We start from the raw sequence: 12,791 nt of genomic DNA, 5'->3' as shown, positions 1-12,791 counted from the left end.
AACCAAAATAATGCGCAGCAACTTCCTGCCGCGCCCCAGGAAACCCGCGACTACGCCGCGTTCCTTCGCATTACCGCTTCCTCGCGATAAGCGATCATTCACAACAATCTGCAGGCCGCGCTCGCCGCCACGCGCGTCACCGACGGTTTCAGCGGTGCCACCTACAATAGCGGCGCGAAGGCCGCGGCATTGTCGATCTTCGAATCGACCAAGCAACGCTTCTTCGGCCAGATCCTGCTGTCGATGAAGCTGCCGTCGCTGATCCCGGCGATCGCCGCCGATCTCGCGCGGGGCGACTGCGCCGTGGTCCAGCTCGTGTCGACGTCGGAAGCGATGCTCGATCGTGCCCTTGCCGACCTGTCCCCTGAGGAGCGCGCCTGGCTCGACATCGAGCTGTCCCCGCGCGAATTCCTGGTCGACTATCTGACGGCGGCCTTTCCGGTGCGCCAGATGCGCACCTATACCGACGATAGCGGCACGGTGCGCTCGGAACCGATGATCGACGAGGCTGGGCAGCCCGTGCTGTGCCGGGAAGCGATGGCCATGCGCGACCAGCTCCTCGAGCAACTCTGTGCGCTGCCGGTGGTCGGCTCGGCGCTCGATCATATCATCGGGCATTTCGGGACGGAGGCAGTGGCCGAGGTGACGGGTCGCAGCCGGCGGATCATCGTCGATGCCGAGGGCCGTCAGCGGATCGAACGGCGCAGCGCGCGCACGAACCTCGCGGAGACCGACAGCTTCATGCGCGGCGAAAAGCGTATCCTGATCTTTTCCGACGCCGGCGGCACGGGACGGAGCTATCATGCCAGCCTCGACGCGCTCAATCAGAGGCGCCGCATTCACTATCTCCTCGAGCCCGGTTGGCGTGCTGACGCGGCGATCCAGGGGCTGGGCCGCACGCACCGCACCCACCAAGCCAGCCCACCCCTGTTTCGGCCCGTTTCCACCGATTGCCGCGGCGAACGGCGGTTCATCTCGACCATCGCCCGGCGCCTCGACAGCTTGGGCGCCCTGACCCGCGGCCAACGCCAGACCGGCGGGCAGGGACTTTTCGACCCCCGCGACAATCTGGAGTCCGACTTCGCGCGGGAATCGCTCGACCAGTGGTTTCGCCTACTGTTCCAGGGAAAGCTCCAATCGGTGCGCTTTGATCAATTCCAGTCGCTCACCGGTTTGAACCTGGCCGGGGAGGGTGGGGGGCTCACTGAGACCTTGCCCACGATCCAGCGGTGGTTGAACCGCATCCTGGCACTGCGCATCGACCTGCAGAACGCGATCTTCGACGAATATCTGGGCTTGATCGAAGCACGGGTGGAAAAGGCCCGCGAGGCTGGCACCCTCGATCTTGGCGTCGAAACGATCGCGGCCGACCGAATTTCGATCCTCGACCGCACGGTGATCCGGCGCGATCCCGTGAGCGGCGCCGAAACCGAGATCCTGCGTATCGAAACCGAGGAACGATATCGGCCGCTGACTCTGGAACGAGCGCATTGGCTTCTGGCCGACCCGGAAGCGCGCGGGTTGATCAACCCGCGTTCCGGCAAGGCCGCCATTTGCCGGCCGACCTTCTCGCTGACGGACGAAGAGGGGCGGACCGTGCGCCGCTACGAGCTGGTGCGTCCAACGCGCACCGAACGGCACCGGCAGGACCTCTTCGCCGAAACCCATTGGACCGACGTGGACCGCGCGAGCTTCGACGAAGCCTGGCAGGCCGAATGCGACGCGATGGCCGCGCAGACGCGTACGCAGATCATCTATCTGGTCACGGGCCTGCTGCTCCCGGTCTGGGGAAAGCTGCCCGACGATCATGTCCAGGTCTGGCGGTTGACGAGCGATGACGGCCAGTCGCTTCTCGGGCGTCTTATTCCGGCGCCGCTGGTGGAGCGGATCGCCAGCGCATTCGGCATCGCCGCCCATGTCGCGATCGATCTAGGCGCGCGGGTCGAGCACGTTCGCACCTCGGGCGAGATCATGCCGATCGGGTCGCTCCGGCTGAAGCGGGCCTTGGTCGCCGGCGACCAACGCCTCGAATTGCTCGACTGGAAGTCCGACGCCCTTCCTCATCTCAAGGCGGCGGGCTGCTTCACCGAGATCATCCAACACCGCACGCGGCTCTTCGTCCCACCGAGCCGCGCCGTCGAGATCCTTGGCGAGATAGCAGGCTGAGCAGCGGCAGCGTCAAGCGATCGAAGAGAGGGGAGGGGGCCTTCGGCCGGGTGGGCCTGAGTGGCTCAAGCCGGCCGACGACGTCGGCGCAACCCTCGAAGGAGACAACCGATGATCCAGTCCGTGAAGGTCAAGAACCTCTCGCTCTCCAAGGATAATGTCCGCAAATCCAATCGCGATGCCGACCTCGACAGTCTGGCCGAGAATATCGCTGCGCATGGCCTGTTGCAGAATCTCGTGGTCACGCCGCTAAAAAAAGCGGGGCACTTCACCGTCAAGGCGGGCGGCCGCCGCTTGCGGGCGCTCCAACGCCTGATTGAGACGAACCGGCTTGCCGCGGACCATGAGGTTCAGGTGCTGGTGCTCGAGGATGATGCCGGATCGGCCGAAGCGAGCCTTGCCGAGAATTTCCATCGCGTCGCGATGAACCCGGCGGATGAATGCTCGGCCTTCAAGCACTTCCTCGACCGGGGGGCGAGCGCCGAGGATGTGGCGAAACGCTTCGGGGTCACGACCCGCTTCGTCGAGCAGCGGGTCCGGCTTGCCGAACTGGCTCCGGTAGTCTTCGCGGCGCTGGCGGCGGGCGAGATCACGCTGGGGGTCGCCCAGGCTTATGCCGTCACGCCCGACGTCGATCGCCAGGCGCGCGTGTTCGAGAGCATGAGCCGGTCCTATTATGGTGACAATCCCGACAATGTCCGCCGTGCGCTCCTCAACGGGACGGTGAAGGCGACCGATGCGAAGGCGCGGTTCGTTGGCCGCGATGCCTATGTCGGTGCGGGCGGCCGGATCGAGCGCGACCTGTTCGGCGATGATGCGGACGAGAGCTGGATCGACGTGGAGATCATCGAGCAGCTTGCCGCCCAGAAGCTCGAAGCAGCGGCACAAATACTCGCTGCCGAGCAGAAGCTGGCATTCGTGACACCGGTCCTCGCGACCCATGTGCCCTATGACATGGAGTGCCAGCTCTACGAATATCATCCGGCGCTGCGCGAATTGAGCGAGGACGAGCAGGATCGCGTCGACAGTCTTTCCGATGAGGGCGATGCGCTCATCCGTGAACTGGAAACCGAACTTGAGGACGGCACACCAGAGGCCGAGGCGGCTTCGGTGCGGCTCGCCGACATCGAGCGGGAACTCGATGCGATCGAGGCGGCGCGCACGATGGTCGACGATGCGATCAAGGACCAGCTGGGCACCTTCATCTATCTGGCGCCCGATGGCAGTCCGCGGGTGCACAGCCGCATGTTCAGCGAGCGCGCCATTCGTCAGGCGGGCGCGGACGCAGAACCCGAAGCACCGTCCGGCAAGGTCGCGGCCTCCCGGCTCAGCGCGACGCTGGTTGACGAACTCGCGACCCAGCGGCGGCAGATCCTGGCGTCCCATGTCGCCTCGGACGCGGGGTTCGCGCTCGACCTCGCGATATGGCTCTGTTGCAAACATGGGGCACGGCCGCGCGGCGTCACCCAGTTGGGGGATTAGGCAGCATTGGCGAAATGCTTATTGAGCATAATCATGGTTTCGGTCAGGGCCGAGGGTCCAATTCCGAATGCTCTTTCAACCAGGCGCACCTCCCCCATGATACCTGGCTGCAGGCACCATGCCTGGGCCTGTCCTTTGCGTAGGGCGCGCATGACCTCGAAGCCCTTGATCGTGGCGTAGGCCGTTGGCATCGACTTGAAGCCACGTACCGGCTTGATCAGCATCTTCAGCTTGCCGTGGTCGGCCTCGAGCACGTTGTTCAGATATTTCACCTGCCGGTGCTCGGTTTCCGCCGCCAGTTTGCCTTCGCGTTTCAGCTCAGCGATTGCTGCGCCGTAGCTGGGTGCCTTGTCGGTATTGAGTTTGGCCGGCTTTTCCCAGTCCTTCAGGCCACGAAGAGCTTTGCCCAGAAAGCGCTTCGCCGCTTTGGCGCTGCGTGTCGATGACAGATAGAAATCAATCGTGTCGCCCCGTTTGTCGACCGCCCGGTACAGGTAGGTCCATTTGCCCCGCACCTTTACGTAGGTCTCATCCAGACGCCAGCTCGGATCAAAGCCGCGCCGCCAGAACCAGCGGAGACGCTTCTCCATCTCCGGCGCGTAGCGCTGCACCCAGCGATAGATCGTCGTATGATCGACATCGATCCCACGCTCGGACAGCATTTCCTCGAGATCACGGTAGCTGATGCCGTATCGACAATACCAGCGCACCGCCCATAGGATGACCTCGCCGGTAAAATGCCGTCCTTTGAAATCGTTCATCGCAACTGACCTTGACAGTACATGAGCCCAATCTTGGAAACCGTGTCAGAGTTTGCAACAGAGCCCAATGTAATGCTTGTGAAGTTTGGGGCCAAAATCTGGATCCCGAGGATCATGATCACCTGGGGTCTTGCCTCGATGGCAATGGTGTTCATTTCCGGACCTTACAGCCTGTATCTGCTTCGTGCCCTGCTTGGTGCCGCGGAGGCGGGAATGCTTCCTGGTGTTCTGTTTTTCATGTCGTCCTGGTTTCCAGGCGCTTCCAGAGCGAGGGCCAACAGCCTGTTCCTGGCGGCAGCGCCAATCGGGCTTGTTCTCGGGGCACTCCTGGCAGGCCCGATCCTCCAAATGGACGGAATGCTCGGGCTACAGGGTTGGCAGTGGCTGTTCCTGCTGGAAGGTTTCCCCACGGTCCTCCTTGGCATTTTGGCTTATTTCCTGCTCGTCGATAAGCCAGACCAGGCGAAGTGGCTGACGAGCGACGAGAAGCAAGCCATCAAGGCGAGCCTGGAGCGATCGGAACCTGTTCAGGCGCATGCAAAGGGGACTTGGCGAGGCGCAATCACGAAGAATGTCCTTGTCCTCGCCGCAATCATCTACTGCAACCAGACGTCGACAAGCATCCTTGCGAGTTGGACCCCGTTAATTGTTAGGGACGCTGTGGGTTCTGGATCCGATGTGCTTTTGATCACCCTATTATCGGCCCTCCCTGCTCTCACGGCCATCATCAGCATGTTCGTGATTGGCACGTTGTCAGACCGACATGCAGAGCGCTCCTTCTACACTGCGGGCGGACTGGTAATGGCCGGCATTGGTTGGGGCGTTTGTCTCCTAGCACCCTTTCCGGCGTTGAAGATCCTTGGGCTTTGTCTTGCCGCCGGCGGAGCATTTGGCTCGCTGGTTCCGTTCTGGGCATGGGTGCCGGAGCTGATCGGTCGAGAAGGCCGGGCGGTGGCGGTCGCGGCGATAACATCGCTTGCGACCATCGCTTCCGTGGCGACTCCAATTATCGTAGGCTTTCTCCGAGATTTGACTGACACCTTTAACTCATCCATCGCTTTTGCCCTTGCGGCCATCGCTCTCTCGGTTGCCATCCTGATGTCGCAACGTACACCCGGCCGCACAGCGTAGCCTCGTGCGTCGGCATCGAAGACGCTGCTGGTGCGGTTCGACTATAACAAATTCTCGGTGCATACATCGGCGGCGTGGCGGCCGGTGGATATCCATGCCTATGCCGATCGCAATGTTATCCGGCAGGAAGGCGAGATAGTCGGCGAGTATGTCCGCCGGTTCGTAAGCGGGGTCTGACGGCCGCCTTGCACGCCGCGCATCCGCCGGGATGATTGCCGCTCTTTAAGCGGGGTGGCCGGTGTTGGACGAGATCGAGTATTCAGCGAGCGATGGAGCAAGCACTCATACAAGCAGTCGTATGAGTAGTCGGATAGAGATCATTAGCCGGGTGTCGGGCCGGCGGCGCTGGACGGTGGAGCAGAAGCTGGCAGTGCTGCGGGATGCATTCGGTCCGGAGGGTTCCGTGCGCGCGGCCTGTGAACGCCATGACGTCGGCAGCGGCTCGATCTACACTTGGCGCCGTCAGGCGATGTCTGGCGAACTGACCGGGGTACGCAAGCCGATCGAGCCCGTGTTTGCAGAGGTGCAGATCAGCGAGCCGCCCGCGTTGCCCGCTCCGTTGGTTTCCTCGCCTATCAGCAGTTCGATCGGGATTGATCTGCCATCGGGCATCAGGGTGACGGTGGATGCCACGGTCGATGCTGATGCTCTGTCGCGGGTTATCGGTATCCTGACGCGATGATCCCGCTGCCACCATCGACGCGGATATTCCTGGCCTGTGGCGCGACAGACATGCGTAAGGGTTTTGACGGCCTAGCTGTGATGACGCAGCAAGTTCTGGAACAGAGCCCGCATTCCGGTGCGCTGTTCGCCTTTCGCGGGAAGCGCGGCGATCTGGTGAAGCTGCTCTGGTATGACGGCCAGGGCATGTGCCTTTTCTCCAAGCGGATGGACCGGGGTCGGTTCGTGTGGCCATCGACTAAGGCCGGGTCGGTGATGATGACGGCCGCGCAGCTTTCCATGCTATTGGAAGGCATCGACTGGCGGCGGCCGGAACGCACTTTTACCCCATCGCTCGCGGGATAAAACGCCCATTTTCCGGCAGTTTTGCTGGCTTTGGAGTGTCCGATTCGCTATAGGATCGCGGTGTCGGACGCAGGCCTTTCCACCTCTGACAAAGACGCTCGGATCGCCGAGCTCGAAGCTGCTTTGGCGGCCGCCCACGCCGATATTTCTGCTCGCGATATCCTGATCGACACGCTGCGCGTGCAGATCGCGCGCCTCAAGCGGATGCAGTTCGGCAAGTCGTCCGAGAAGCTCGACACCCAGATCGCGCAGCTTGAGCTGGCGCTCGAAGAGCTCGAGGGTGAGGCCATCGTCGCCGCCGCGCGGCGGGGCGACCTGGCAGATGGCGATCGGTCAGCGCCTGTTCGCGCGCTGCCGGCCCATCTGCCGCGCGAGGAACAGCGGATCGAGCCTGAGCAAGGCATCTGCACCTGCCCCGACTGCGGCGGGACGTTGCGGCCGTTGGGACAGGATAGCGATGAGATGCTCGATGCCGTGCCGGTGCAATGGCGTGTCATTCGGACCATCCGGCCCAAGTATAGCTGCCGCTCCTGCGAGAAGATCGTTCAGGCGCCCGCGCCGGTAAAGGCGATTGCCCGGGGCAAGGCGACCTTTGGCACGCTGGCCCACGTCGTCGTATCCAAGTTCGATCATCATCTGCCGCTGTACCGTCAAGCCGAGATCATGGCTGCGCAGGGCATCGAGATCGACCGCTCGACGCTAGCAGGCTGGGTGGGACAGGCATCCGTGCTGCTCGACCCGATCATTAGCCGTATTCGCGAGGTCGGCCTGACCGCCTCGAAGATTCATACTGACGATACGCCGGTTCCCATGCTTGACCCGGGACGCGGCAAGACGGCGACCGGCAGGCTCTGGGCTTACGCCGTCGATGATCGCGGCTCTGGTGCCACGACCCCGTCGCTGGTTTGGTATGAGTTCACCACCGATCGCACTGGCGCGCATCCCCAGCGGCAGCTGGCCAACTTCACCGGCTATCTCCAGGCTGACGGCTATGCCGGCTATGACAAGCTCTACGACACGAACCGCGTCACTGAGGTTGCTTGCTGGGCGCATTTCCGGCGGAAGATATTCGACATCCACGCCACCAAGCCGACGCCGCTCACCACTGATCTGCTGGAACGCATCGGCGAGCTTTACGAGATCGAGGCAGAGGTTCGAGGCCAGCAACCCGATAGCCGACGACGAAGCCGGCAGGACCGCACCCGGCCATTGATCGATGATCTGCGCCAGACGCTCGACGATGCGTTGCGCCGTCTCTCGCCCAAGTCCGAGATGGCCAAGGCTATCGCCTATGGCCGCAAGCGCTGGGTCGCGCTCACGCGCTTCCTTGATGATGGCCGTCTGGAGATCGATAACAACGTCGCGGAGCGCGCCATGCGGTGTGTGGCCCTGGGCCGAAATTATGCGAAGCGCCGGATTATGCGCAGGTGCCAACGGCGGGTTGTGCCCAGTCCGCTATTTTCCGCCGCATACGTTGCAGCATGACTAACTTTAGCTGCACATAATACGCTCCCCTCTCCGACCACCATCTGGAGAGGAGCGTTTTATGAAGTCTGATCTATTGCAGCCGGGTCCGCGCCGCTGGCTGACGAACAGTGTCTTTTCGTCCGTGGAGGAGGAGTATGTCTCTTATCTTCGAGCGGGCCGATATCATCCGCACACAGTGCGAGTGTATTTTGCTTGCGTCGCGCATTTCGCGAAGTGGACGACCGAGGAAGGCTTGGACATCGCGCTGATCGATGAGGCGGCGCAATGGAGGTTCCTGGATACCCATGTGCCGTCTTGCGATTGCCCTTACCCGGTCCGCAAGGTGCACCACGAGTTGCGCGTGGCTATCCGGCACCTTCTGCGTGTGCTTCGTGCCCAAAGGCGGATTGCGGCGATCGAACAGAGGGGCTGGCTCGATGGTGAACTGGCGGCCTTCGATCGCTACATGCGCGATGTCGGTGGCCTGGCGGACACAACGCGGCGGCAGCGGATCCATATCATTCGCCGGCTGCTCCTTGAGCGGTTCGGTGATGGCGAGATTGATCCTGAGAAGCTCGACCCGGCAGTCGTCCGGCGCTTTGTCATCGGCGAAGGCCGTTGTTGGAGTAGTGGCGCCGTGCGTGTCGCTGGCGGCACAGTTGGATGTTATTTCAAGTTTCGCAAGATGTTGGGCGATGATGTCGGTCGGCTCTTGCAGGCGATTCCGCGGGCCGCGCATTGGCGCCTGGCGGAGTTGCCCGACGTGTTGTCGCCAACCCAGATTGACGAGGTTCTCGCGTCATTCGACGATCATCTGCCCTCACGGCGGCGCGCTTACGCAATGGTCAGATGCGTCACCGATCTCGGGCTACGATGTTCCGAGGTCGTAAAACTTCGCCTCGACGACGTCGATTGGCGCAACGGGATCATTCGTATAGCCAGGACCAAGACGCATTTCACCGACAGCCTTCCATTGCCGGTGGCCACCGGCGACGCCATCGCAGACTATTTGCGCCATGAGCGGCCGAAGACCAGTAACCGTGCGATTTTCGTTCGCCATGTAGCGCCGTATGACGTCCCGATCAGGGCGGGCGTCGCCAAGCATGCGGTGATCGCGGCTTTCGCACGATGCGGATTGGATCGGACTGATCCCCACATCCTTCGTCACAGCATCGCGAGCCGCCTGCTCAGCGACGGCACGCCCATGAAGCACATCGCCGATATCCTGCGTCACCGTAGCCTCGACACGTCGAAGATTTACACCAAGATCGATCTCCGTCGGCTGTCGGCCGTGGCCATGCCCTGGCCAGGGAGGGCCTCATGATGTCGATTACCATGACAGCGCAGGTAGAGGCCTACCTTGCCGAGCGTACATCGCTGGGCTTCCGTGGAGATGGGCCGAACGCCAGCCAGCTTCGATCCTTCGGCAGTTTCTTCGATAGTTCTGGCCACCAGGGTTCGCTGACATCGGACCTAGCCATTGAGTGGGCAAAGGGGCATGCGCGAGGCAGTGAACCGCGAGCGTGGGCGCGCCGGCTCGACATACTTCGGCCTTTCGCCGCCTACCTTCTGCGGGAAGATCCGGCCACTGAGTTCCCGCAGGCCCAGATATTCGGCAGGTCCCAGCGCAGGGCCACGCCCCATATCTACACTGAGGACGAGATCTCGGCGTTGCTTGCAGCGGCACGTCGCCTCGACCCAGAAGGTGGCCTGCGGCCTGCTGCGTTCGAAGCCTTTTATGGACTGATTGCCGCAACCGGCCTGCGCGTTTCCGAAGCGATCAAGCTGCGCTGCGCCGATGTGGACCTCGGAAGTCGATGTTTGACGGTCCGGATGACGAAGTTCAGCAAATCGCGGCATGTGCCGCTCCACGCCACCGTCGCCGTTGCGCTCGCCGACTATCTTGGCATGCGGGACCGCTTCCTGCCACGCGTGGCTGAGGATCCATTTTTCGTCTCGACCCCATCACGATCGCTAAAAAAGCGTGCGGTACATTGGACATTCCAGAAGTTGCGCGACGAAGCCGCCATCGTTGCCCGCGGTGCCTATCGCAACGTTCGCATCCATGACCTCCGGCACACATTTATCTGCAGGCGCATTCAACGGTGGCAAGCTGAGGGTGTCGATATCGACAATGCGATCGCGGCCCTCTCAACCTACGTCGGTCATGCAAAGGTGTCAGACACCTACTGGTATTTGACCGGCATCCCGGATTTGATGGCCACCGCAGGCAACCGCTTCGAGAGTTTTGCTTTCGGGGAGGCGGTTCATGACTGACCGTACCCCTCCAACATTGCCGACGCTCGTCCAGCGCTTCTTTCTGGATCATCTCGGTGAGCAGCGCGCGGTCAGCGCTCAGACCGTAGCGGCATATCGGGATACCTTGCGCCTGCTCCTCAACTACGCGGCCGTGGCACTCCATCGAACGCCCAGCGCTATCACGTTGCCCGATCTCGACGCGCCGTTGTTGCTCGCCTTTCTCGACCATCTCGAGAAGGATCGAGGCAACAGCGTTCGAAGCCGCAACGCACGTCTCGCCGCGATCAGGACGTTCCTTAAATATGCATCGCATCACGACCTTGCGTCGCTAGCAACGATAGAACGGGCGCTGGCAATCCCCTTCAAGCGATTTGATCGATCAATGGTCGGGTTTTTGTCACGGCCCGAGATCAGCGCCATTCTCGACGCACCTGACCGGCTTAGCTGGGCTGGACACCGCGACCGCGCCTTGTTCAGCATGATGTACAACACGGGCGCCCGCGTTTCCGAGATGATCGGCATGCGGTGCCGGGACGTTGTGCTTGAAGGTCAGCCCGCCGTGCATCTGCGTGGCAAGGGCCGCAAAGAACGCAGCGTGCCGCTCTGGCGTCTGACTGCCGCGCTCATCAGGTCCTGGCGCCGCCAGATCGGCGATCCCTCTGGGGATAGTTTCCTGTTTCCGAACCGAAGCGGCGGCCGCATGACCCGCTCGAACCTCACTCAGCGCTTGAACCTTGCCGTTGTGACCGCAGGTCGCAAGAATCCAAGTCTCCTTGACCGCCCGATCACACCCCATACGGTTCGGCACACAACAGCGATGCACCTGCTTCAATCGGGCGTCGATATCACCGTCATCGCCCTGTGGCTCGGTCATGAAGATACGGCCACGACGCATATGTACGTCGAAGCCGATCTCGCGATGAAGGAACAGGCTCTGATGAAGCTGCAACCAAGCGCCGCCGCGCCGGGCCGCTTCCGAGCCTCGGACAATCTGATGAGCTTCCTGCAGTCGCTGTGATTATGTGAAGTTTATGGCTGCGGGTCTAGTGCAACAACTGGCCCCGCCGTTGGCACCTGCGCATAATCCGGCGCTTCGCATAATTTCGGTTATGGAAAGGTATGCATAACCGTAAAAACTGGCTGTTTGCCGGATCAAAGGCAGGCGGCGATCGCGCCGCTGCCGTCTATTCCGTCATCGAGACCGCCAAGCTCAATGGCCTCGAACCGCAGGCCTATATTGCCGACGTCATCGCCAAGATCGCTGGCGACTGGCCTGCTGCCCGCTGGGACGAACTCATGCCGTGGAACTGGCGGCCAGATCAGCGACCGATCGCCGAAGCCGCCTGAACCGCGGTCCTCAGGCCACGCTTACGCCGGTTCGGCCGTGAGCAGACGATCTATGATCCCTGGCATTACGACCGTGCCCTGGCGAGAAAGCCCGGCGCACTGCGCAACGTCGCAGACCGTGTCCCGGCGCTATCTCGAATATCAACCGATCACCGGAAGGCGGCCCTCACTGGAGCGATACCTTCCAACGTTACCGCGACCTTGAGCAAGCAAGCGTGCATTTCGATTTTGCAGGTTCGGGCGGGTTTCCCACATCGCGGCCCAGCCACTTCATCACGGACCAGGTGATTCATAGGGATAGCGGCTCAGCGCGGGGTGGGTCCGGTCCTGGCGCAGAATGGCGGCGGCAGCCTGGAGCGGCTTAGTTACTCGAAAGCCTGCAGTTCGGCGGCGATCTTTTTTAGCTCGGTTACAATTAGCCGGGTGGTCGGCTTGTCATGCTGCCCGCGCGCCCAGGCCGCCGACAATGAATATTGCAAGGTGCCGTCGGAGCGGAAGACCGGCGCGGATGCACTGAACATGCCAGGCACGTGGTCGCCATCGTCTATCGCTATTTTGCGCTTGGCCACCAGAGCGACCTGCGCAAGGTAGTCGGCCAGATCCGGCTGGTTGTGCCATCGCATGGCAGACCATTGACGGCCAATATCCGCTTGGCTGAGTCCGCCAAAGGCCGCCCACACTCTTCCAGACGAACCCACCAGTAGGGGAAAGCGCTGGCCCAAGCGGATATGGATGCGTACGGCGGCAGTCCCTTCAATCACCGATACTGCCGTGACACGGTCTGCACCGATTCGCTTGAAGACCGTCATCGTCACCCCGTAGGTGAGCGCCAGGTGCTGCACTCGGGGATGTGAGAGCAGCGTGGTGGCCGAATCCCTCAACAGCGCCTTGTTCGCAAGATCGATCGCCCCCAGACCTGTGCAATAGCTCCGGGTAACGGGATCGAAGTCGATCACGCCGGTGAAGGCAAGCGTTCGCAGGATGTTGAAGCACGTGCTTGCATTGATGTTCAGCTCCCGGGCGATCGCGGTCACTGTTGAGGGCTGCCCCGACTCTGCGAGCAGTCGAAGTATGTTGATTGCGTTGCTAACGGGACGGACTAAGGTTGGTGGTGGCACTGCTTTCCATGGCATCGGAACGAATTCAGTCATC

General features: G+C 62.0%; 10 protein-coding genes and 3 pseudogenes. 11 read left to right on the top strand and 2 right to left on the bottom strand.

Going from position 1 to position 12,791, the window contains the following annotated elements:
- The first annotated feature begins 189 nt into the window (after nt 1-189).
- Nucleotides 190-2,166: a strawberry notch C-terminal domain-containing protein gene (locus B6S01_RS20050; RefSeq protein WP_037465791.1), complete on the top strand. Its 1,977-nt coding sequence runs from the start codon at nt 190-192 to the stop codon at nt 2,164-2,166.
- Between the two features lie 111 nt (nt 2,167-2,277).
- A pseudogene (locus B6S01_RS20045) lies at nt 2,278-3,597 on the top strand (ParB/RepB/Spo0J family partition protein); the annotation flags it as partial.
- A 47-nt stretch (nt 3,598-3,644) separates the two neighbouring features.
- Here B6S01_RS20045 and B6S01_RS20040 read toward each other — a convergent pair.
- The gene (locus B6S01_RS20040) at nt 3,645-4,409 is read right to left on the bottom strand and encodes an IS6 family transposase (protein WP_006949122.1); all 765 of its coding nucleotides are present in this window, start codon (nt 4,407-4,409) and stop codon (nt 3,645-3,647) included.
- 21 nt (nt 4,410-4,430) lie between these two features.
- On the opposite strand from B6S01_RS20040, the gene B6S01_RS20035 reads away from it, so the two are divergent.
- The 9 genes and pseudogenes from B6S01_RS20035 to B6S01_RS20000 form a co-directional block, all read left to right on the top strand.
- Nucleotides 4,431-5,540, top strand: coding sequence for an MFS transporter (locus B6S01_RS20035; RefSeq protein ID WP_081570614.1), 1,110 nt, complete (start codon nt 4,431-4,433; stop codon nt 5,538-5,540).
- 30 nt (nt 5,541-5,570) lie between these two features.
- The gene (locus B6S01_RS21215; protein WP_157704847.1) at nt 5,571-5,717 is read left to right on the top strand and encodes a Mu transposase domain-containing protein; all 147 of its coding nucleotides are present in this window, start codon (nt 5,571-5,573) and stop codon (nt 5,715-5,717) included.
- Nucleotides 5,718-5,838: 121 nt separating this feature from the next.
- Nucleotides 5,839-6,222: an IS66-like element accessory protein TnpA gene (tnpA, locus tag B6S01_RS20030; protein WP_037468446.1), complete on the top strand. Its 384-nt coding sequence runs from the start codon at nt 5,839-5,841 to the stop codon at nt 6,220-6,222.
- Complete coding sequence (gene tnpB, locus B6S01_RS20025) at nt 6,219-6,566, top strand: IS66 family insertion sequence element accessory protein TnpB (RefSeq protein ID WP_037468448.1); 348 nt, start codon at nt 6,219-6,221, stop codon at nt 6,564-6,566. The genes tnpA and tnpB overlap by 4 nt, the downstream gene beginning before the upstream one ends.
- Nucleotides 6,567-6,626: 60 nt before the next feature.
- Nucleotides 6,627-7,964: pseudogene (gene tnpC / locus B6S01_RS20020) on the top strand (IS66 family transposase); the annotation flags it as partial.
- A 148-nt stretch (nt 7,965-8,112) separates the two neighbouring features.
- The gene (locus tag B6S01_RS20015; protein ID WP_037467461.1) at nt 8,113-9,357 is read left to right on the top strand and encodes a site-specific integrase; all 1,245 of its coding nucleotides are present in this window, start codon (nt 8,113-8,115) and stop codon (nt 9,355-9,357) included.
- The gene (locus B6S01_RS20010) at nt 9,354-10,310 is read left to right on the top strand and encodes a tyrosine-type recombinase/integrase (RefSeq protein WP_007015333.1); all 957 of its coding nucleotides are present in this window, start codon (nt 9,354-9,356) and stop codon (nt 10,308-10,310) included. The genes B6S01_RS20015 and B6S01_RS20010 overlap by 4 nt, the downstream gene beginning before the upstream one ends.
- Nucleotides 10,303-11,310, top strand: coding sequence for a site-specific integrase (locus B6S01_RS20005; RefSeq protein WP_037467462.1), 1,008 nt, complete (start codon nt 10,303-10,305; stop codon nt 11,308-11,310). Before B6S01_RS20010 ends, B6S01_RS20005 begins: the two co-directional genes overlap by 8 nt.
- 110 nt (nt 11,311-11,420) lie before the next feature.
- Nucleotides 11,421-11,639: pseudogene (locus B6S01_RS20000) on the top strand (transposase domain-containing protein); the annotation flags it as partial.
- A 365-nt stretch (nt 11,640-12,004) separates the two neighbouring features.
- On the opposite strand, the gene B6S01_RS19995 reads toward B6S01_RS20000, so the two are convergent.
- Complete coding sequence (locus B6S01_RS19995; protein WP_037463651.1) at nt 12,005-12,673, bottom strand: IclR family transcriptional regulator; 669 nt, start codon at nt 12,671-12,673, stop codon at nt 12,005-12,007.
- Nucleotides 12,674-12,791: the final 118 nt, after the last annotated feature.

The organism is Sphingobium herbicidovorans (assembly GCF_002080435.1).
Lineage (GTDB): Bacteria > Pseudomonadota > Alphaproteobacteria > Sphingomonadales > Sphingomonadaceae > Sphingobium > Sphingobium herbicidovorans.
The sequence above is the reverse complement of the archived record's forward strand: the minus strand, read 5'-3'. Positions and strand labels throughout refer to the sequence as shown.

What these genes read in the sequence shown, in the direction of transcription:
- B6S01_RS20040 (WP_006949122.1), bottom strand. Translation starts at nt 4,409, where the DNA reads ATGAACGATTTCAAAGGACGGCATTTTACCGGCGAGGTCATCCTATGG.
- B6S01_RS20035 (WP_081570614.1), top strand. Translation starts at nt 4,431, where the DNA reads ATGAGCCCAATCTTGGAAACCGTGTCAGAGTTTGCAACAGAGCCCAAT.
- tnpA (WP_037468446.1), top strand. Translation starts at nt 5,839, where the DNA reads ATGAGTAGTCGGATAGAGATCATTAGCCGGGTGTCGGGCCGGCGGCGC.
- tnpB (WP_037468448.1), top strand. Translation starts at nt 6,219, where the DNA reads ATGATCCCGCTGCCACCATCGACGCGGATATTCCTGGCCTGTGGCGCG.
- B6S01_RS20015 (WP_037467461.1), top strand. Translation starts at nt 8,113, where the DNA reads ATGAAGTCTGATCTATTGCAGCCGGGTCCGCGCCGCTGGCTGACGAAC.
- B6S01_RS20010 (WP_007015333.1), top strand. Translation starts at nt 9,354, where the DNA reads ATGATGTCGATTACCATGACAGCGCAGGTAGAGGCCTACCTTGCCGAG.
- B6S01_RS20005 (WP_037467462.1), top strand. Translation starts at nt 10,303, where the DNA reads ATGACTGACCGTACCCCTCCAACATTGCCGACGCTCGTCCAGCGCTTC.